At 70.7% G+C, this 20118-nt stretch carries 15 protein-coding genes and 2 pseudogenes; 7 read left to right on the forward strand and 10 right to left on the reverse strand.

All coding sequences use genetic code 11. The annotated features are described in order from the left end of the window. Positions 1–487: 487 nt before the first annotated feature. From B1L07_12390 to B1L07_12435, 10 genes are all read right to left on the reverse strand, one after another. Complete coding sequence (locus B1L07_12390) at positions 488–1762, reverse strand: citrate (Si)-synthase (protein AUZ55747.1); 1275 nt, start codon at positions 1760–1762, stop codon at positions 488–490. A gap of 364 nt (positions 1763–2126) precedes the next feature. Then, positions 2127–2369 (reverse strand): 50S ribosomal protein L31, encoded by a 243-nt coding sequence (locus B1L07_12395; protein ID AUZ55748.1) that lies wholly within the window; start codon positions 2367–2369, stop codon positions 2127–2129. 83 nt (positions 2370–2452) lie between these two features. Then, positions 2453–3394, reverse strand: coding sequence for a nucleoside hydrolase (locus B1L07_12400; GenBank protein AUZ55749.1), 942 nt, complete (start codon positions 3392–3394; stop codon positions 2453–2455). 65 nt (positions 3395–3459) lie between these two features. After that, the gene (locus tag B1L07_12405; protein AUZ55750.1) at positions 3460–5604 is read right to left on the reverse strand and encodes an ATP-dependent DNA helicase RecG; all 2145 of its coding nucleotides are present in this window, start codon (positions 5602–5604) and stop codon (positions 3460–3462) included. Positions 5605–5613: 9 nt separating this feature from the next. Further along, the gene (locus B1L07_12410) at positions 5614–5997 is read right to left on the reverse strand and encodes a reactive intermediate/imine deaminase (GenBank protein ID AUZ55751.1); all 384 of its coding nucleotides are present in this window, start codon (positions 5995–5997) and stop codon (positions 5614–5616) included. Positions 5998–6563: 566 nt separating this feature from the next. After that, the gene (locus tag B1L07_12415; GenBank protein ID AUZ55752.1) at positions 6564–8723 is read right to left on the reverse strand and encodes a bifunctional GTP diphosphokinase/guanosine-3',5'-bis(diphosphate) 3'-diphosphatase; all 2160 of its coding nucleotides are present in this window, start codon (positions 8721–8723) and stop codon (positions 6564–6566) included. 256 nt (positions 8724–8979) lie between these two features. Beyond that, positions 8980–9279 (reverse strand): DNA-directed RNA polymerase subunit omega, encoded by a 300-nt coding sequence (locus B1L07_12420; GenBank protein AUZ55753.1) that lies wholly within the window; start codon positions 9277–9279, stop codon positions 8980–8982. A gap of 187 nt (positions 9280–9466) precedes the next feature. Next, positions 9467–10078 (reverse strand): guanylate kinase, encoded by a 612-nt coding sequence (locus B1L07_12425; GenBank protein AUZ55754.1) that lies wholly within the window; start codon positions 10076–10078, stop codon positions 9467–9469. Between the two features lie 104 nt (positions 10079–10182). Then, entirely contained in the window at positions 10183–11277 is a 1095-nt protein-coding gene (locus tag B1L07_12430; protein AUZ56588.1) for a hypothetical protein, read from the reverse strand. Between the two features lie 437 nt (positions 11278–11714). Beyond that, the gene (locus B1L07_12435; protein AUZ55755.1) at positions 11715–12575 is read right to left on the reverse strand and encodes a YicC family protein; all 861 of its coding nucleotides are present in this window, start codon (positions 12573–12575) and stop codon (positions 11715–11717) included. 112 nt (positions 12576–12687) lie between these two features. On the opposite strand from B1L07_12435, the gene B1L07_12440 reads away from it, so the two are divergent. The 7 genes and pseudogenes from B1L07_12440 (at position 12688) to B1L07_12470 (ending at position 20003) form a co-directional block, all read left to right on the forward strand. Beyond that, positions 12688–13416 carry a ribonuclease PH gene (locus tag B1L07_12440; protein AUZ55756.1) on the forward strand — a complete coding sequence of 243 codons (729 nt, stop codon included), beginning with the start codon at positions 12688–12690 and terminating at the stop codon, positions 13414–13416. Next, positions 13413–13802, forward strand: coding sequence for an extradiol dioxygenase (locus B1L07_12445; GenBank protein ID AUZ55757.1), 390 nt, complete (start codon positions 13413–13415; stop codon positions 13800–13802). Before B1L07_12440 ends, B1L07_12445 begins: the two co-directional genes overlap by 4 nt. Beyond that, positions 13799–14395: a non-canonical purine NTP pyrophosphatase, RdgB/HAM1 family gene (locus B1L07_12450; protein ID AUZ55758.1), complete on the forward strand. Its 597-nt coding sequence runs from the start codon at positions 13799–13801 to the stop codon at positions 14393–14395. Before B1L07_12445 ends, B1L07_12450 begins: the two co-directional genes overlap by 4 nt. Before the next feature lie 28 nt (positions 14396–14423). Beyond that, positions 14424–15644: a YggW family oxidoreductase gene (locus B1L07_12455; GenBank protein ID AUZ55759.1), complete on the forward strand. Its 1221-nt coding sequence runs from the start codon at positions 14424–14426 to the stop codon at positions 15642–15644. An 80-nt stretch (positions 15645–15724) separates the two neighbouring features. Beyond that, positions 15725–18252: pseudogene (locus tag B1L07_12460) on the forward strand (thymidine phosphorylase). Beyond that, entirely contained in the window at positions 18249–18596 is a 348-nt protein-coding gene (locus B1L07_12465; protein AUZ55760.1) for a pilus assembly protein PilZ, read from the forward strand. The pseudogene B1L07_12460 and the gene B1L07_12465 overlap by 4 nt, the downstream one beginning before the upstream one ends. Positions 18597–18675: 79 nt before the next feature. Then, positions 18676–20003, forward strand: a pseudogene (locus B1L07_12470) (Xaa-Pro dipeptidase). Positions 20004–20118 lie beyond the last annotated feature (115 nt).

Below are 20118 nucleotides of genomic sequence, written 5' to 3' on the forward strand. Positions count from 1 at the left end.
CCCATGGCGGGAACCCTTCGGGCGATCGACAGGCGATGTCAAAAAGCGCTCCTGGCGGTTTTTGGTTCCCACCCTCCATGGCGGGAACCCTGCGGGCCATCGACAAGCGATGTCAAAAACCGCTCCTGGCGGCTTTTGGTTCCCACCCTCCATGGCGGGAACCCTTCGGGCCATCGGCAGGCGATGTCAAAAACCGCTCCTGGCGGTTTTTTCACCATGCTTCGCCGAGGCCCGCCACGCAAGGCGGCGCCGGCGTTATCCACAACTTCTGCCGGAAGTGCCGCACAGACCTTGTGGAGAAGTGGCGTGCGCGGGGGCTGCTGCTGGCGCCGCTACCCGCGTCCGGATACCGGTCGCCGCGTGCGATACGCGCCATCGCCCTGCCCCGCGCAAAGGCGCATGCCTGGAACGACGAAAACGAAAAAGCCCCGCCGGAGCGGGGCTTTGCTCGCGCGGGCGGCGCATCGCTGCGCCGATGCGCGCAGGCTCAGGTGTAGTCGCGCACGGCGTGGCCGGTGTAGACCTGGCGCGGACGGCCGATCTTCATTTCCGGATCGACCTGCTGCTCCAGCCAGTGCGATACCCAGCCGGCGGTGCGGCCGAGGGCGAACATGACGGTGAACATCTCGGTCGGGATCTGCAGCGCCTTGTAGATGATGCCGCTGTAGAAATCCACGTTCGGGTACAGCTTGCGGGCGACGAAGTAGTCGTCCTGCAGCGCGGCCTGCTCCAGCTTGATGGCGACATCGAGCAGCGGGTCGGTCACGCCCAGCTGGCCCAGCACCTGCTTGGTCATCTCGCCGATGACCTTGGCGCGCGGGTCGAAGTTCTTGTAGACGCGGTGGCCGAAGCCCATCAGGCGGAAGCCCGACGTCTTGTCCTTGGCCTTGAGCACCGCGGACTCGACGTTGTCGGCGCTGCCGATCTCTTCCAGCATCTTCAGCACGGCTTCGTTGGCGCCGCCATGCGCCGGACCCCACAGCGCGGTGACGCCGGCGGCGACCGAGGCGTACGGGTTGGCACCGGTCGAGCCGACCAGGCGCACGGTCGAGGTCGAGGCGTTCTGCTCGTGGTCGGCGTGCAGGATGAACAGCAGGTCCAGCGCCTTCACCACGTGCGGGTTCAGTTCGTACTGGCCGTCGGCCGACTCGAAGGTCTGCTTCAGGAAGCGGCTGACGTAATCCAGCGAGGTGTCCGGGGTGTTGGCCGGCAGGCCCTTGCCATGGCGGTAGATCAGCGACGACAGGGTCGGCACCTTGGCGATCAGGCGCACGGCGGCCTTGCGGCGCTGCTCGGCATCGGCCAGGTCCAGCGAATCGTGGTACTTGGCGGAGAGCTGGGCGATCGCCGCGGCGAGGATCGCCATCGGGTGCGCGTCCTTGGCGAAGCTGCCGATCAGGGTGTTGATCGACGCGTCGACACCGGCTTCCTCGGCCAGCTCGGCCTCGAAGGCCTTCAGCTGCGCGGCGTCCGGGCGCTCGCCGTTGACCAGCATGTAGGCGACCTCGACGAAGCTGGACTTCTCGGCCAGCTGTTCGATCGGGTAACCGCGATACAGCAGCACGCCCTTGTCGCCATCGATGTAGGTGATGGCCGACTTGCAGCTGGCGGTGGCGGTGTAACCGGAGTCGTAGGTGAAGAGACCGGTTTCCTTGGTCAGCTTCGAGATATCGACACAGTCGTTGCCCAGGACGGGCTTGACTACAGGCAGAACGACCGACGTGTCGCCGGCGTTGAGCGTGACCTGATCAAGATCGGACACAGTGTGCGCTCCTCAAGTGGATGGCGCCGGCCCCGACGAGGAATGACGGGCAGGCACGTGAAGGAAGTTCCACGGTTTTGCACCGCGGTTCAGGCCATTATCGCACAGCAGCATTTGCCGGTTGCGCAGACTAAAGTCCTATGGACGGCGCACGCGCGCGACACAGCGTCGCGCACGCACCGGCCGGCATTGCGCCGGGATTCAGCCGTGGCGCGCGCCACGCTGACGGCGCGCCCGGCGTCCCCGGCGGAGGCGCAGCGGACAGCCGCCCGGCATGGCACGCAGGGGCTGGCGCAGCTGCCAGCATGACAAAACAACGGCCGCGCAGGGCGCGGCCGTTGTCCGGGCGGAACGACAGTTGCGATCAGCGCGCGTAGCGCTTCTGGAACTTGTCGATGCGGCCGCTGGTGTCGATGACCTTGTGCTTGCCCGTGTAGAACGGGTGCGAGGCCGAGGAAATTTCGACCTTGATCAGCGGGTACTCTTCGCCGTCCTCCCACTTGACCGTTTCCTTGGAGGACATGGTCGAACGGGTGAGGAACTTGAAATCGGAGGTGACGTCGTGGAACACGACGTTGTGGTAATCGGGATGAATGTCGGCCTTCATGGGCTCACACCGTGTGGGCTGGTGGTCAAGAGCGGCATTATAGTCCCGGCCGGCCCGTCGGGGCAAGCCGGGATTGCAGGGAATCAGGAATCCAGCCCCAGCGCCCGCTGCACCTGGCGTTCGAAGCGGGCCTGGTCGTAGCCGATCAGCAGGGTGGTGTTGTCCGCCGCGCCGGTCTGCCGGTTCCAGTCCACCACGGTGGCGCCGCGGGTGCGGCCGCCGGCCATCTCGATCGCCAGCGGGCGCTGTTCCAGCCGGGTCGCGCCTTCCGGCTGCAGCGCCCAGGCCATCGCCAGCGCGTCGGCCGCGTACCAGTACTCGCCGCGGCTGTCCTCGGACCACAGCCGGGTCTGGCGCGAGATCAGCTCGTAGAAACGCGCCTTGTCGGTGTCGGCGGCCAGCCACTGCTCCACGTTCCGGTGCAGCAGGCCATGGGCGACGGTGGCTTCCCAGTCGGCCACTTCGACATGCGGGAACGCGGTGAACACGATGTGCGCCGCCTCCGGGTCGAAGGCGATGTTGAACTCCGCCACCGGGGTGATGTTGCCGTGCCCGGTGATCGCCCCGCCCATCACCAGGAAGCGTTTCACCCGCTGCGGCAGGGTCGGGTCGAGCTTCAGCGCCAGCGCGATGTTGGTCAGCGGCCCCAGCGCGACCAGCAGCAGCTCGCCGGCATACTGGTGCGACAGGCGCAGGATCGCCAGCGCGGCGTGCTCGTCCTCGACCGCGCGCGCGGCGGCGGGCAGGTCGACGTCGCCGAAGCCGTCGCGGCCATGCACGTGGGCCGCGTCCTCGGCCGGATACACCAGCGGATCGGGGGCACCGGCGAACACCGGCACGTCGCCGCGCCCGGCAACCTCGCACAGCTTCAACGCGTTGCGCACGGTGTAGCCCAGGCCGACATTGCCCGCCGCCACCGTCAACCCGACCACGTCGTGGCGCGCGTCGGCAAAGGCCATCAACAGCGCCAGCGCATCGTCCACGCCCGGGTCGGTATCAATCAGCAGCGGAATCTTCTTGCTCATCTCATGCTTGCCTTCTGGTCGGCCATGGAGTCTGGCACCTGGGCCCTGACAGGGGAAGTGCGCGTTCAGGCCGAGGCGTAACGGGCCGCGCCGCCCACCCAGCGCGCCACGACGCGGTCGGCCACCGCCGGCGCGTCGGCCAGCAGCCGTTCGGCCAGGGCATGCACGCCCGGCAGCAGCCCCGCGTCGCGCGCCAGGTCGGCCACCCGGAACGCGGCCAGCCCGGTCTGGCGGGTGCCGAGCAGTTCACCGGGGCCGCGCAGCTCCAGATCCTTTTCCGCGATCACGAAGCCGTCGCTGGTCTGGCGCATGGTCTCCAGCCGCTGCCGCGCCATCGCCGACAGCGGCCCCTGGTACATCAGCACGCAGCTGGACGCGGCCGCGCCGCGCCCCACCCGGCCGCGCAGCTGGTGCAGCTGCGCCAGGCCCAGGCGCTCGGCGTTCTCGATGATCATCAACGAGGCATTGGGCACGTCCACGCCCACTTCGATCACCGTGGTGGCGACCAGCAGGCCGGTCTCGCCTGCCTTGAAGGCGCGCATCGCGGCCTGCTTCTCGGCGGCCTTCATGCGCCCGTGCACCAGCCCGACGCGCACGCCCGGCAACTGCGCGGACAGCGCCTCGAAGGTGGCCTGGGCGGCCACGGCCTCCATGCGCCCGGCGTTGGCCGCGGGGCCGCCGCCATCGTCCCCGCTCTCGTCGATCAGGGTGCATACCCAATACGCCTGGCGCCCCTGCGCGCACGCGGCGCGGATGCGTTCGACCAGTTCCGGCCGGCGCTCGGCGCTGATGACGATGGTCTGCACCGGGGTGCGGCCGGGCGGCAGCTCGTCGATCGCCGACACGTCCAGGTCGGAATAGGCGGCCATCGCCAGCGTGCGCGGGATCGGCGTGGCGGTCATCACCAGCTGGTGCGGCACGCTGCGGCCATCGGCGCCCTTGTCGCGCAGTGCCAGCCGCTGGTGCACGCCGAAGCGGTGCTGCTCGTCGACGATGGCCAGCGCCAGGTCGTGGAACACCACGCTGTCCTGCATCAGCGCGTGGGTACCGACCACCACCTGCGCACGCCCGGAAGCGATGTCCTCCAGCGCCCGCGCGCGCGCCTTGCCGGTGACCTTGCCGGCCAGCCACGCCACCTGCACGCCCAGCGGCTCGAGCCAGCCGCGCAGGTTGGCCAGGTGCTGCTCGGCCAGCAGTTCGGTCGGCGCCGCCAGCGCCACCTGCTTGCCCTGCTCCACCGCCAGCATCGCCGCCAGCGCGGCCACCACGGTCTTGCCGGAGCCGACGTCACCCTGCACCAGGCGCAGCATCGGGTGCGGCCGCGCCAGGTCCTGGCGGATCTGCGCGAACACGCGCTGCTGCGCACCCGTAAGACGGAACGGCAGCGACTGGCGCAGTTGCCGCACGCGCTTGTCGCCCCCCGTCAGCGCCGGGGCGTGATGCTGCTGCAGGGCGATGCGCTGGCGGCGCAGGCTCAGGTGGTGGGCCAGCAGTTCTTCCATGGCCAGCCGCCGCTGCGCCGGGTGGGTGCCGGCGGCGAGCGCGGCGACATCGGCATCGGCGGGCGGCCGATGCATGGTCAACAGCGCCTGCCGCAGCGACGGCAATGCCAGGCCGTCCAGCAGGGCGGCCGGCAGCAACTCCAGCGCGGCCTCGCCGGGCAACCGCTCCAACGCCTGGCCGATCAATTTGCGCAGGGTCGCCGGGCCGATCCCCTCGACCACCGGATAGACCGGATCCAAGGCGTCGCCCAGGCCGGCCTCCTCGCCGTCACCGAGCATGCGGTAGCTGGGGTGCACGATCTCCAGCCCGTGCTGGCCCGGGCGCGGGGTGCCGTAGCAGCGCAGGCGCGCGCCGACCGCGAACTGCGCCACCTGCGCGGCGCGGAAGTGGAAGAAGCGCAGCACCAGGGTGCCGCGCGAGTCGTCTTCCAGCGCCACCCGCAGCACCGGCCGGTAGCGGAAGCCGCGCTCCACCGCGACCACCCGCCCTTCCACCTGCGCGGCGCTGCCCGGCAACAGCGTGGCGATGGCGCTGAGCCGGGTGCGGTCCTCGTAGCGCAGCGGCAGGTGCAGCCACAGGTCCTGCAGGCTGCCGATGCCGCGCGCCTGCAGCTTGGCGGCCACCGCCGGGCCGACGCCCGGCAGCGCCGTCACCGGGGTTTCGCCACTGGCCGCCAGCGCGGGGGCCGCCGCACGGGTACGCGCCATGCCGGTGGATCAGTCGAGGATCATCACCGCATCGACTTCGAACGCCGCGCCCTTGGGCAGGCCGGACACTTCGATGGTGGAGCGGGCGGGGAACGGCGCCTGGAAGTACTCCTGCATCACCGCATTGACCTTGGCGAACTCGCCCAGGTCGGTCAGGTACAGGCCCAGGCGCACGATCTGGTCGAGCGAACCGCCGGCTTCGGTGGCCACCGCCTTGAGGTTGTCGAAGGCGCGGCGCGCCTGTGCGGCGACGTCGCCGGCGACGATCTCGCCGGTGGCCGGGTCCAGCGGGATCTGGCCGGAGAAATACACGGTATTGCCGGCGCGCACGGCCTGCGAGTACGGGCCGATGGCGGCCGGCGCGTTGGCGGTGTTGATGATCTGGCGGGACATGGGGGACTCCGGTTGGGATATGGCCCGGCATTGTAGCGTCCGCCCCGGGCATGCCGGCCCGCCGGCGCCGCGGCCATCGTGGACATCGTGGACATCGTGGACATCGTGGACATCGTGGACATTTTTTCACCACCCGCGGCGAAGGCACGCCCGGCAAGGCGCACGGACGCTTATCCACAGGTTGTCGGCATGCCGTTGCACACCGGCTGTGGAGAACGCGCGGCGGCGGCGGATGACGGTTGTTCCGCAGCGGGTGCGGACAGGGTCGATAGGGCCCCAGCGCGGCGGTGCCCCGCGCTACAGGGGGTCGGCGCTGGCGTCCATGGCGCAGGGCTGCGCCCGGTGGGGCATTCCGGTGAAGCTCCATGCGGGGCAAGCCCCGCAGCTACCCGTTCGCTGCGCTCACTGGCGACGTACCGACTGCACCACGCTCAGGCGCCGCAACCGGCGCATCACCTCGGCCAAGTGGGGGCGGCGCTGGCGTCCATGGCGCAGGGCTGCGCCCGGTGAGGCGTTCCGGCGAAGCTCCATGCGGGGCAAGCCCCGCAGCTACCCGTTCGCTGCGCTCACTGGCGGCGTACCGACTGCACCACGCTCAGGCGCCGCAACCGGCGCATCACCTCGGCCAGGTGGGTACGGTCGCGCACCTGGATGTTGAAGCACAGCACCGCGGCGTTGAAGTCGCGGTCCAGGTAGTCCACGCGTTCGATGTTGGACTGGCTCTGGGCGATGGCCGCGGCCAGCTGCGCCAGCACCCCGGTGCCGTTCTCCACTTCCACCACCAGCGCGGTGTCGTAGTCGCCGACCACGCTGCTGTCCCAGCCGATCGGCACCCAGCGCTCGGGCGACTTGCGCAGCTCGGCCAGGTTCGGGCAGTCCATGCGATGCACCACGATGCCCTTGCCGGCGGTGTGGTAGCCCATGATCTCGTCGCCCGGGATCGGCTGGCAGCAGCCGGCGAAGCTGACCACGCCGCGCTCGCTGCCGTTGATCAGGATCTTTTCCTGCGCCCGCTGCGTGGTACCGCCGGCGCGCGGCTCGCCATGCGCCATCAGCGCCTGCGCGGCCTGGGTGGGCATCCAGTTGCCAAGCGCGACGTCGGCCAGGAACGCTTCCAGGCGCGGGTAGCGGTGCTCGCCCAGGAACGCATCCAGCCGCCCCTTGGGCAGGCGCTCGATCGAGCTGTCCATCGCTTCCAGCGCGCGGTCGAGCATGCGGTGGCCCAGCTGCACGGCGTCCTCGTGCTCGAGCTGCTTGAGCTGGTGGCGGATGGCGGTACGCGCCTTGGAGCTGACCACGAACTCCAGCCATTGTGGCTTGGGCGTGGCCGAGCGCGCGGTGATCACTTCCACCGTCTGCCCGCTGGCCAGCTTGGTGCGCAGCGGCACCAGCTTCTTGTCCACGCGCGAGGCCACCGCGCGGTTGCCGATGTCGGTGTGCACCGCATAGGCGAAGTCGAGCGCAGTGGAGTTGCGCGGCAACGCCAGGATCTTGCCCTTGGGCGTGAACAGGTAGACCTCGTCCGGGAACAGGTCGACCTTGACGTTGTCCAGGAATTCCAGCGACGAACCGGCCGAGCGCTGCGAATCGATCAGCTCGACGATCCACGCGTGCGCGCGGCTCTGCGCGCTGTTGGGCGAATCGCCGCCGAACTTGTAGGTCCAATGCGCGGCCACGCCGCGCTCGGCGATCAGGTCCATCTCCTCGGTGCGGATCTGCACCTCGATCGGCGAGCCGTAGGGCCCGAACAGCACCGTGTGCAGCGACTGGTAACCGTTGGCCTTGGGGATGGCGATGAAATCGCGGAAGCGCCCGTCCAGCGGCTTGAACGCGGCGTGCACCGCGCCCAGCGCGTGGTAGCAGCTGGGCACCGAGCGCATCACCAGGCGGAAACCGAACACGTCCATCACCTGGTCGAAGGTTTTGTTCTCCTCGCGCATCTTGGTGTAGATGCTCCAGGGCGTCTTGATGCGGCTGACCAGGCGGTGTTCCAGCCCTTCGCGCGCCAGCCGCTGCGACAACTGCACCTCGACCTGCGCCATCGCCTCGCGGCGCACCACCGGCTGGCTGCGGATGTGCTTTTCCAGGATGGCGTGGCGCCACGGGTACAGCGCCTTGAAACCCAGGTTCTGCAGCTCGGACTTGATCAGGCTCATGCCCAGGCGCTGGGCGATGGGGGCGTAGATATCCAGCGTTTCCATCGCGATGCGGCGCCGCGCCTCAGCGCTCTGCGCGCCCAGCGTGCGCATGTTGTGCAGGCGGTCGGCCAGCTTGATCATGATCACGCGCAGGTCGCGCGACATGGCCAGCAGCATCTTGCGGAAGCTCTCGGCCGCCGCTTCCTGGCGGTCGCGGAAGCGCAGCTTGTCCAGCTTGGTGACGCCTTCGACAAGCTCGGCGACGGTCTGCCCGAACTCGCCGGCCAGCTCGTCGTAGGTCAGCGGGGTGTCTTCGATGGTGTCGTGCAGGATCGCCGCGACCAGCGCCTCCACGTCCAGCCCGAGCTCGGCCAGGATGCCGGCCACCGCCACCGGATGGGTGATGTAGGGCTCACCGGACTTGCGGGTCTGGCCCGCATGCGCGGACGCGCCCACTTCCCAGGCACGGCGCAGCATCGGCAGCTGCTCGGCGGGCAGGTAACTGGCTGCGCGTTCGAGTTGGAGTACGTAGTCCGGCACCGCGCCACCCGCGGGCGCAGCGACCTGGGCAGAGGGTCCTGGGTTCATGGCTGGGAAGATATGCCAGCAGCACCCACACGGCAACGCCAAAGACGCGGCATCGCGCTGGCGCCGCCGCCCCACGGCCTGCATTGCGGGCGACGGGCCCCGTCCTGTTCATCGCCGCGCCGCTTCGCAGCGCCGACTGGCACACGAAGGCTTTCCTGCAGACGCGTCCGGGGCATGGAATGCAGGGTGCCGGGCGCCCATAACGCAGACAGCCCGCACGTGGCGGGCTGTCGATGCACAGCGATGACCCGGCGGATCAGTCGTCGTTCTTGGACATATCCTCGTCGGCGACGACTTCGGCGGCGGCCCATTCCAGCGCCTCGCGCTCGGCGCGCTCGCGCTCGGCCTTCTCGACTTCCTCGATCAGCGCGTTGTCGATCTTGCGCGCGGCGATCTCGCGCAGCGCCAGCACGGTCGGCTTGTCCTCGGTCTCGCTGTTGTCGAGGGTGGCCTGCACGCCGTTGGCCAGCTGGCGGGCGCGCTTGGACGCCATCATGACCAGCTCGAAACGGTTGTTAACGACTTCCAGGCAATCTTCTACGGTAATGCGGGCCATGCGAGCTCCCGGCGACCAGCAGCGGCCGCTCGATCGGATGAGGGAAAGGTCGGGGATTGTACAGGCCGATGCCCCGGGATACAAATCGCCACTGCCCCGGGTCCTTTGGAATCAATCAGTTGCCTGCCCGGCCGGCACCGGCGGCCGCCCCATGGCGGCGGCGGCACCCGGCCCGGGCCGCCGCGGCTCAGTCCAGCAGCGAGCGGATCAGGCCGCCATGGCGGGCCTGCTGCTGCGCCCGGCGCAGGCGGCTGGCGGTGAAGATGGCGCACATCTCGTCCACCGCGGTGTCGAACACCTCATTGACGATCACGTAGTCGAATTCGTCGTAGTGCAGCATTTCCTCGCGCGCGGCCGCCAGCCGCTGCGCCATCACCGCCTCGCTGTCCTGGCCGCGCTTGCGCATGCGGTCGTCCAGCGCCTGCTTGGAGGGCGGCAGGATGAATACGCTGACCGCGTCGGGCACTTTTTCGCGCACCTGGCGCGCGCCCTGCCAGTCGATCTCCAGCAGCACGTCCTTGCCGGCGGCCAGCTGCGGCTCCACCGACTGCCGCGCGGTGCCCTTCCAGTCGCCGTGCACGCGGGCGTACTCGAAGAAATCGCCGGCGGCGATCATGCGCTCGAACTCCGCGGCGCTGACGAAATGGTAGTGGCGGCCGTTCTCTTCGCCCGGGCGCATCGCCCGCGAGGTGAAGGAAATGGACAGCGCGATCTGCGCATCGCGCGCCAGGGTGGCGTTGACGAGGCTGCTTTTGCCGGCACCGGAGGGAGCCGCGACGATGAAGAGGGTGCCACGCATCGCGCGGATCTCCGGGTCGATGGTTCGGGCGGCGCACGATAACCAGCCCGGGCCGTCGCTGCAAATGCCGGGGCCGGGGCCGGGCATTTGCAGCCGCGGCCCGGTCAGAGGTCGAAGGCGAGCATGTCGCGCCCGGTGGCCGCGCGCACGATGCGCTGGTAGACCCCGGTGCCGCCACCGCCGCTGGTCATCACCACCAGCCCGCGCCCGTGCCGCGGGTCGCCGACCGCGAAGGTCTTGTAGCGGCCAGCATTGGCGCCGCCATGGAAGAACCAGCGCGTATCCGCGTCGATCCGTTCCAGGTTCCAGCCCAGGCCCTTGTCCAGCCAGCCGGGCCGCACCGCCAGCTGCGGGGTGAGCATCGCCTGCCGGGTCGCCTCGCCGATCTCCCAGTCCTGCCGCACCGGGTGCCGCATGATGTGGGCGATGAAGCGCGCGTAGTCCTGCACCGGGCCGCGCAGGCTGGCGGCGGCATTGGCCAGCAGGTCGCCGGGCCATACGAACATGCCCGCCGGCGCGGCGGCCTGCGCCTGCGGCAGCGCGCGTACCGCGTCGTCCCAGGTCCAGGCGGCCAGTGGCTTGCCGCTGGCCTCGGCCAGCGGCTGCAGCAGCGGCCATTGCGCGCGGAAGGTCTGCACCACCGGACGGGCGCCCGGCGCAGGCACGCCGGTCACCGAGTGGCGCGCGGCGTGCGCATTCCAGGTGTAGGTGCTGCCGTGCATGCCGGCGGGCCCGAACAGGTGCTGCTGTGCCCATTGGTCCAGGGCCTGGCCGGTGACCGTCTCCACCACCCGCTGCAGCCAGAAAAACGCCTCGCCCGAATAATCCACCCGCTGTCCGGGCTCGGCGATCGTGCGCAGTGGATCGCGATCGGGGTGCGCGCGCCAGCCCGGCAGGCCGCTGCTGTGGCGCAGGACGTCGCGCACGGTGATCCGCGCCAGCTGCGGGTCGTCATCGGCCAGGAAATCGGGCCGGTGGTAGTCCACCAGCGGGCGGTCGAGCGCGAGCGCCCCGGCATCCACCAGCTGCAGCACCAGGTAGGCGAACACCGGCTTGCTCAGCGAGGCGCACTCGAACACGCTGTCGGCGTCGACCGGCGCACCGCTGTCCACGTCGGCCACGCCGAACCCGCGGTGCCACGCCAGCTCGCCCTGGTCCACCACGGCGATGGCGACGCCGGGCACGCCGAAGGCACGCATCCATTCCGGCAACGTGGCCAGGAAGGCATCGGACGGGATCCAGCGCGGATCGTCGCGCATGCGGGCCGCCGCACGCCCCGCCGCCGGCAGCAGGGCCAGTGCCGCGCCGCCCGCGGCGGCCGCCAGGAAGCGGCGTCGATGGATCGGATCGGCAACCGTCGCGTGCATGCCCACACCTCTGCGCCAGGGAACGGACTGCATAGCAGCCGCGGCCCATGGCGGCAAGCGCGGCCGACCGGTGCGCGGCAGGCGCACTGGCCGCGCGGCGGCATCGAGGGAGGCCACCGCCACGGCAATGGCCGCGCCGACGCACCGCCCGGTCCCGGGCGTGGCCCGGCACCTGCAGGCCAGCCCGCGCACGGCAAAACCCTGCCCGGCGCAGGGATGCGGCGACCCGCGCCGGAAGCACAACGCGCGGCGCGACCGCGCCGGCGGGGTTACTCCAGGTTCTGCACCTGCTCGCGGATCTGGTCGATCAGCACCTTCAGTTCGACCGCGGCATTGGAGGTGCGGCTGTCCACCGACTTGGAGCCCAGGGTGTTGGCCTCGCGGTTGAACTCCTGCAGCAGGAAATCCAGGCGCCGGCCGACCGGTTCGCGCTGGCGCAGCACGCGGCGGATCTCGCCGATGTGGCTGACCAGGCGGTCCAGTTCCTCGTCGACATCGAGCTTCTGCAGCCACAGCACCAGTTCCTGCTCGGCACGGCCCGGGTCGACCGGGTGCGGCAGGTCGGCCAGGCGCGCGGCCAGCTTGGCGCGCTGGCCTTCACGGATGGCGGGGATCAGCCCGCGCACCTCGCCGGCGATGCGTTCGATCGCGTCCACCCGCTCGCTGATCGCCGCGGTCAGCTTGGCGCCCTCGCGCTCGCGCGCGGCGACGAAGCCGTCCAGGGTCTCGTCCAGCAGTGCCAGCGCCTCGGCCTGCAGTGCCGCCGCATCGACCGCCTCGCCACGCAGCACGCCCGGATACGCCAGCAGTTCGGTGAAGCCGATGCGCATGTCCGGGAACCGCGAGTGCAGGCGCCGCGCCAGGCTGCCCAGCTGCTCGACCAGCGCCTCGTCCACCGCCAGCGTGGGCGCCGCGTCCGGCGCGCGCAGGCGCATGACCAGGTCCAGCTTGCCGCGGCTGATCCGCGCGGCCACGCGCTCGCGCAGCTGCGGCTCGAGCGCGCGCAGTTCCTCCGGCAACCGCACCCCCACTTCGAGGAAACGGTGGTTGACCGAGCGCAGCTCGCAGCCGAGGGTGCCCCAGCGCGTGCCGCGTTCGCCGCCGGCATAGGCGGTCATGCTTCGGATCATGTGGATTTCCGGTGCGTTGCAAAGGGCGAATGGTACCCTAGGCGTCCCCGGATGCCGGCCCCGCAGGCCACCCGGGCGCCCCCACGCCGCTCCATCGCCACCCGGATTTTCCATGACCTTTTCCCGTCCCAGCGGCCGCCAGGCCGACCAGCTGCGCAGCGTCACCCTCGAACGCGGCTTCACCCGCCATGCCGAGGGCTCGGTGCTGGTGAGCTTCGGCCACACCCGCGTGCTGTGCACCGCCAGCGTCGAGAACCGCGTGCCCGGGTTCCTGCGCGGCAAGGGCGAAGGCTGGGTCACCGCCGAGTACGGCATGCTGCCGCGCTCCACCCATACCCGTTCCGACCGCGAGGCCGCGCGCGGCAAGCAGGGCGGGCGCACGCTGGAGATCCAGCGCCTGATCGGCCGCACCCTGCGCGCGTGCATCGACCGCAACGCGCTGGGCGAACGCACCATCACCCTGGACTGCGACGTGCTGCAGGCCGACGGCGGCACCCGCACCGCGGCCATCACCGGCGCCTACGTGGCGCTGGTGGATGCGGTGAACACCCTGCTCAAGCGCGGCGAAATCAAGCGCAACCCGGTGTTCGGCGCGGTCGCCGCGGTATCGGTCGGGGTCTACAAGGGCGTGCCGGTGCTGGACCTGGACTACGCCGAGGACAGCGACTGCGACACCGACATGAACGTCGTCATGAACGATGGCGGCGGCTTCATCGAACTGCAGGGCACCGCCGAAGGCCATGCCTTCCGCCGCGACGAGCTCGATGCGCTGCTGGCGCTGGCCGAGAAGGGCATCGGCGAACTGTTCGCCGCCCAGCAGGCCGCCCTGGCGCAGGCATGAACCGGCACATCGCCCTGGTCACCGTGGTGGTGGCCGATTACGACGAGGCGATTGCCTGGTACACCGGCAAGCTCGGTTTCCAGCTGCTGCAGGACGTCGACCAGGGCCACAAGCGCTGGGTCGTGGTCGGGCCGGGCGACGGTGGTGGCGCCGCGCTGCTGCTGGCACGCGCCAGCGACGAGGCGCAGCGCAGCCGCATCGGCGACCAGACCGGCGGCCGGGTCGGCTTCTTCCTGCACACCGACGATTTCCACCGCGACCACGCGGCCATGCGTGCGGCCGGCGTGCAGTTCCTGGAAGCGCCGCGCGAAGAACCCTATGCCACGGTCGCGGTGTTCCGTGACCTGTACGGCAACACCTGGGACCTGCTGGAGCCCCGCCGATGAAGACCCTGGTACTGGCCAGCCACAATGCCGGCAAGCTGGCGGAAATGCGCGAGATCCTCGCCGACCTGCCGCTGCAGGTCACCTCGGCCGCCGAACTGGGCCTGGGCGATGTCGAGGAAACCGGCCTGACCTTCGTCGAGAACGCGCTGCTCAAGGCGCGCGCGGCCTGCCAGGCCACCGGTCTGCCGGCGCTGGCCGATGACTCGGGCCTGATCGTCGACGCCCTGGGCGGCGCGCCCGGCCTGTACAGCGCGCGCTACGCCGGCGTCCCGGGCAACGCCGCCGCCAACAACGCCAAGCTGCTCGAGGCGATGGCCGGCATCCCCGACGGCGAGCGCGGTGCCCGCTTCTACGCGGTGATCGTGCTGCTGCGCCATGCCACCGATCCGCAGCCGCTGATCTGCGAGGGCCGCTGGGAAGGGCGCATCACCCATGCGCCGCGCGGCACCCACGGCTTCGGCTACAACCCGGTGTTCCTGGACGAACGCCATGGCCTGACCGCCGCGGAGATGGAGCCGGCGCTGAAGAACGCCATCAGCCACCGCGCGGTCGCCCTGCAGCAGCTCAAGCGGCAGCTCGCCGCCTGGCACTGACCGCCTGTCCGCGACGCCCTGCCCGCCCATGCCGCACACCCACGACCATTGCGACCACCTGCCCGGCGAGGCCTGCAGCGCAGATCACGCACCGGTGCGGCTGGTGCCACCGCCCTTGTCGCTGTACGTGCACCTGCCCTGGTGCGTGCGCAAATGCCCGTACTGCGATTTCAACTCGCATGCCGGCAAGGTCGCGCTGCCGTTCGACGCCTATGTCGACGCGCTGGTCCGCGACCTGGACCAGGATCTGCCGCTGGTCTGGGGCCGGGTGGTCAGCAGCGTGTTCTTCGGCGGCGGCACCCCCAGCCTGTTCCCGCCCGAGGCGATCGACCGCTTCCTGCAGCAGGCCAGCGCGCGGCTGCGGTTCGCGCCGAACCTGGAAGTGACGCTGGAGACCAACCCCGGCACCGCCGAGCACGGCCGCTTCGACCGCTACCGCGCGGCCGGGGTGAACCGCATCAGCTTCGGCATCCAGACCTTCGACGACGACGCGCTCAGGCGCCTGGGCCGCATCCACGACAGCCGCGAAGCCGAGCGCGCGGTGAAGCTGGCCCGGGATGCCGGCTACGACAACTTCAACATCGACCTGATGTACGCGCTGCCGGAACAGACCCTGGCCCAGGCCGAACATGACCTGGAGCGCGCGTTCGCGCTGGCGCCCACGCACATCTCGCACTACCAGCTCACCCTGGAGCCGAACACGGTGTTCTTCGCGCGGCCGCCGCGCGGCATTCCCGACGAGGACAGCGCCTGGGACATGCAGGAACATTGCCAAGCGCTGCTGGCGCAGGCCGGCTACGGCCAGTACGAGGTCAGCGCCTATGCGCGCGACGGCTGGCAGTGCGCGCACAACCTCAATTACTGGCGTTTCGGCGACTACCTGGGCATCGGCGCCGGCGCGCACGGCAAGATCAGCTCCGGCGCGCAGCAGCAGGTGCTGCGCCGCTGGAAGCACAAGCACCCGCAGGCGTTCATGGAGGCCGCCGGCACCCCGGCGGCGATCGGCGGCGACGACGTGATCGACGCCGCGCGGCTGCCGTTCGAATACATGCTCAACCTGTTGCGCCTGCACGAAGGCTTCGGCCTGCGCGACTTCGAGTCGCGCACCGGGCTGGACCGCGCCGTGCTGCAGCCGGCATTGGCCAGCGCAGTCGAACGCGGCTGGCTGCGGCACGACGGCGTCCGCGTCGTCCCCACCGAACTGGGGCGGCGCTTCACCAACGACGTGGTCGAGCTGTTCCTGCCCTGAACAGGGCATTGGGCCGTGCAAGTAGCGGCAGCACCGGCGAAGTGATAGAAATCGCCCACCAGGGGCGGAACGTACAGCGGATGTCAGGCACCACAGCACCCTTTTCCAGCCAGGCGGCGGCGCGGCATGCCGGCGCGCCGGCCCCCGAACGCGTCCGCCAGCTGCTCCAGGCCGTCCACGGCATTGCCGCCCAGGTGCTGGCCTCGCCGCTGCAGCTGACCATGGTGCAGTTGGAGCGCGAACTGTTCGGCCTCGCCGAGAAGGCGCGCAACAGCCAGGTCCAGGCCGATGTCTATGCGCAGATCCGCCAGCTGGGCGCGCAGGCCGCCGAGTTCCCGGGCTGGTTCCTGGACGCACTGGCCGAGGACCTGGCGCGGCTGCGCCGGCCGTCCACCGCAGGCAACGCCCCGGCGTCGACACCCGCACCGGCGATACCGGCGATGAGCCTGGTCACCGATACCGACATCGACCGCGACATCGTGCTGCACGAGATGGCGCGGCGCGAGAGCTACCGCGCGCAATCGCACCTGCAGCTGCTCGGGCAGCGCTTCGGCGTGCTCGCCGCGCAACCGGCGTTCGATGCCGAGAGCCTGCCGGTGGGGCCATACGCGCTGTGCCGGATACTGCGCGCCTGCGGCGAGCGGCTGGGCCTGAACCTGGAAGCGCAGCGGCAGCTCTACCATGTGTTCGAACGACAGGCGATGGAGCGGCACGTCGAACTGCTGGACCGCCTGAACATGCTGCTGGCGCGCGAAGGCGTGCTGCCCGGGCTGGTGTACATCCCCTATCTGCCACGGCCGGCAGGCCAGCGCCGCACCGCCGGCGGGCCCGCCGCGGCCACGCGCGAGGGCCCGTCCGCGGCGGCGCCGCGGCCCCTGACCCAGTGGCAGGGACAGGCGCCGGCGGCGTCATGGGCGGAGGCCGCGATGGGCGCCATGTCCATGCCCGCGACCGCCGCGCCGGGGCCGGCGTCCGCCACGCCGAACACGGCTACGACGGCGACTACGACGGCGGCCAGCATGGCCTCGCTGCACGAGCTGCTCGATGCCGCGCGCCAGCTGTTGGCGCAGCAGCTGCAGGCCGGCAGCGGCGGTGCTGCCGGTGCGGGTGCGGGTGCGGGTGCGGGTGCCAGTGCCAATGCCGGCAGCGGCGGCGGCATGGCCATCCCCCCGACCTCCTTCCGCACCTGGCCGCCCTGGGGGGCCAGCTGCGTTCCGCCGCGCCCGCGCCGGGCGTTGCACTGGCCGACCTGGCGGGCATGGCGCCGCCGGCACACCCGGCCGCCGCGCCGGCGCGCGCGGTGCCCAGCGAGGCGGTGATGGACGTGCTCGCGCGGCTGCAGCCACAGGGCGCGGCACCCGGCGCGCGCCGCAGCTTCGGCGACATCCAGAAGGCGCTGCTGTCCCAGGTGCGCGCCGAACACGGCGAAAGCGCCACGCTGTCGTCCCGCGACAGCAACACGCTCGACCTGCTGGGCATGCTCTACGGGCAGATCCAGCGCGAAGTACGCAGCAATGGCCCGGCCACCGACCTGCTCAATCGCCTGCAGGTGCCGCTGGCGCGTGCCGCCGTCGGCGACGAGGCGTTCTTCATCCGCGACCAGCACCCGGCGCGCGAGCTGCTCAACACCGTGGCCGAGTCGGGCGCGGTATGGCTGGGCGACGACGACGGCGACCCGGCGCTGCTGCAGAAGCTCGGCGAAGCGGTGGACCGGGTCGTCGCCGAGTACCAGGGCGACGAGTCCGTGTTCGCCGCCGCCAACCGCCAGGTGCAGTCGCACCTGCAGGCGGCGGTACGCAAGGCCGAGGTCACCGAACGCCGGCAGATCGAGGCCGCGCGCGGCAAGGAACGGCTGGAAGCGGCCAAGCAGCTGGCCGGCCGCACCATCGGCCAGCTGTGCCGCGCGGCCAACCCGCCCAAGTTCGTGCAGACCCTGCTGCACGAGGCCTGGAGCGACGTGCTGACCCTGACCCTGCTGCGCCAGGGCGAGGACTCGGACGAATGGCGCCAGCGCCAAGAAGCGACGGCGCGCATCGGCCGGATCACCGCCAGCGCCGACGGCGCGGCCGATCCGGCGCTGTGCGGGCAGATCGAGGAATCACTGCTGCAGGTCGGTTACCACGAAGACGAGGCCGGGGCCATCGCCCGCCGCCTGTCCACGCCCGGCGGCGAGGATGAAATCACCTCGCGCACCGAACTGGCCGCGCGGCTCAAGGCCCGCGCCCGGCTGGGCGGCGACAGCAGCAACGGCGCCGACCCGCAGGCACCGCCACCAGCCGAACGCACCCCGGCCGAGGAAGGCTTCTACCGGCAGTTGCGCACGCTGCCGTTCGGCACCTGGTTCGAGTTCACCATCAACCAGCAGGGCGACGCCCGCCGCCTGCGCCTGTCCTGGTACAGCCTAGTCACCGACAACGCGCTGTTCGTGAACCAGCGCGGGCAGAAGATGGCCGAACATTCGCTCGATGCGCTGGCGCGGCTGATGGCGCGCGACCAGCTGCGCGTGGTCACCGAGGACCGCGGCCGGCTGATCGACCGCGCCTGGCAGGCCACCCTGCGCGCCCTGCGCGCGCTTGCCGGCGGCAGCGCCGCACCGGAGTCCGCATGATCCCCGATACCCGGCGCGCCCCGCGCCTGCAGGTGCCCGCGCTGGTGCCGGTCACCGACACCATGACCGCCGGCGTGATCGGCCGGCTCGGCAACGTGTCCGAAACCGGCATGCTGCTGATCGCCTCCGAACCGCTCAACGAGGACGCGCTTTACCAGCTGCGTTTCCCGGTGCCCGACGGCCGCGGCGGCGAGGCACCGATCGACGTCGGCGTGCACCTGCTGTGGCGCGAAGCGGCACAGGCGCCGGGCCACTTCTGGGCCGGCTTCCGCTTCCTGACCTTGGAAAAAGGCCACCGCGAACGCCTGCGGCAGTGGATCGAATCCAGCCTTCCGGCATCCTGACCGACGGAACCGGCACAGCGGCGCGGCGCCGATTGCGGCAGAATTCCGGTTCGTTTCCCGCCCTGCCGCGAGCCTGTCCATGAACCTGCCCGATCCCGGCCGCCTGTACGCCGACCACCTGGATGTCCTCGTCCGCCGCGCCGACGAAGCGCTGGCCCGTGGCGGCTTCGACCACCTGGTCGTGCCCAGCGGCCGCCTGCATTACCAGGCCTTCGACGACCGCGACTATCCGTATGCGGTCAACCCGCAGTTCAAGGCCTGGCTGCCGCTGACCCGCGTGCCCGACAGCTGGCTGATCCACACCCCGGCCGCCGCCCGCAGCTGGTCTACCACCAGCCGCACGATTACTGGCACGCGGTGCCGGCCGCGCCCAATGGCTGGTGGGTCGAGCATTTCGACATCCACGTCATCCGCACCCCGGAACAGGCACTGGCGCTGCTGCCCAAGGACCCGGCGCGCTGCGCGATCCTCGGCGAAGCGCAGAGCGCGCTGGGTGGTTTCGCGCCCAACAACCCGCAGCCGGTCATCGACTACCTGGACTACCAGCGCGCGTTCAAGACGCCGTACGAGATCGCGCTGATGCGCCAGGCGCAGGTGCATGCGGTGCGCGGCCACCGCGCCGCCGCGGCCGCGTTCCACGCCGGTGCCAGCGAGTTCGCCATCCACATGGCCTACTGCAGCGCCGTGGGCCAGGACAGCAACGAACTGCCCTACGGCAACATCATCGCGCTCAACGAGCATGCGGCGGTGCTGCACTACACCGATCTCGGTCACGCCGCGCCGCAGCCGGCGCGCAGCTTCCTGATCGACGCCGGTGCGTCGGCATGCGGCTACGCCAGCGACATCACCCGCACCCATGCCGCCGCCGGCCATGACGAGTTCCAGGCGCTGATCGACGCGGTCGACGCCGCGCAGCGGGGCATGTGCGCGGCGGTGCGCAACGGCTTCGACTACAAGCAGCTGCACGTCGATGCGCACCTGGCACTGATGGGCATCCTCAAGGACTTCGGCGTGATCACCGTGTCGCCGGAAGCGGCGCTGGCCAGCGGCGTCAGCGCGGCGTTCTTCCCGCACGGCATCGGCCACCTGATCGGTGCGCAGGTACACGACGTGGCCGGTTTCGCCGCCAGCGACCGCGGCGGCCGCATCGAGCGCCCGGCCGGCCACCCCTACCTGCGCATGACCCGGGTGCTGGAGCCGGGCATGGTGGTCACCATCGAACCGGGCGTGTATTTCATCGACATGCTGCTGGACGAAGTGAAAAAGGCCGGCAACGCCGCCAGCGTGAACTGGGCGCGGGTCGACTTCTTCCGTCCCTACGGCGGCATCCGCATCGAGGACGAGGTGCTGTGCACCGACGGCGAGGCCGACAACCTGACCCGTCCGGTGTTCGCCGCGCAGGACTGACCGCGTCCGCCGCCGCGCGCATGCATGAGCGGGCCCGGCCGCGCAACGCGGCCGGGGTTTGATCCTCGCGCGCCCTGTCCGCCAGCGCGGAAGCCCACGGTACCGCCGGCTTCCG

The sequence above is a fragment of the Stenotrophomonas acidaminiphila genome (genome assembly GCA_002951995.1).
GTDB classification, from domain to species: domain Bacteria; phylum Pseudomonadota; class Gammaproteobacteria; order Xanthomonadales; family Xanthomonadaceae; genus Stenotrophomonas; species Stenotrophomonas acidaminiphila_A.

Bases quoted from the DNA above. Each gene is read 5' to 3' on its own strand.
- B1L07_12395 (AUZ55748.1), bottom strand. From the start codon at position 2,369: ATGAAGGCCGACATTCATCCCGATTACCACAACGTCGTGTTCCACGAC.
- B1L07_12400 (AUZ55749.1), bottom strand. From the start codon at position 3,394: ATGAGCAAGAAGATTCCGCTGCTGATTGATACCGACCCGGGCGTGGAC.
- B1L07_12405 (AUZ55750.1), bottom strand. From the start codon at position 5,604: ATGGCGCGTACCCGTGCGGCGGCCCCCGCGCTGGCGGCCAGTGGCGAA.
- B1L07_12410 (AUZ55751.1), bottom strand. From the start codon at position 5,997: ATGTCCCGCCAGATCATCAACACCGCCAACGCGCCGGCCGCCATCGGC.
- B1L07_12415 (AUZ55752.1), bottom strand. From the start codon at position 8,723: ATGAACCCAGGACCCTCTGCCCAGGTCGCTGCGCCCGCGGGTGGCGCG.
- B1L07_12420 (AUZ55753.1), bottom strand. From the start codon at position 9,279: ATGGCCCGCATTACCGTAGAAGATTGCCTGGAAGTCGTTAACAACCGT.
- B1L07_12425 (AUZ55754.1), bottom strand. From the start codon at position 10,078: ATGCGTGGCACCCTCTTCATCGTCGCGGCTCCCTCCGGTGCCGGCAAA.
- B1L07_12430 (AUZ56588.1), bottom strand. From the start codon at position 11,277: ATGCGTGCCTTCGGCGTGCCCGGCGTCGCCATCGCCGTGGTGGACCAG.
- B1L07_12435 (AUZ55755.1), bottom strand. From the start codon at position 12,575: ATGATCCGAAGCATGACCGCCTATGCCGGCGGCGAACGCGGCACGCGC.
- B1L07_12440 (AUZ55756.1), top strand. From the start codon at position 12,688: ATGACCTTTTCCCGTCCCAGCGGCCGCCAGGCCGACCAGCTGCGCAGC.
- B1L07_12445 (AUZ55757.1), top strand. From the start codon at position 13,413: ATGAACCGGCACATCGCCCTGGTCACCGTGGTGGTGGCCGATTACGAC.
- B1L07_12450 (AUZ55758.1), top strand. From the start codon at position 13,799: ATGAAGACCCTGGTACTGGCCAGCCACAATGCCGGCAAGCTGGCGGAA.
- B1L07_12455 (AUZ55759.1), top strand. From the start codon at position 14,424: ATGCCGCACACCCACGACCATTGCGACCACCTGCCCGGCGAGGCCTGC.
- B1L07_12465 (AUZ55760.1), top strand. From the start codon at position 18,249: ATGATCCCCGATACCCGGCGCGCCCCGCGCCTGCAGGTGCCCGCGCTG.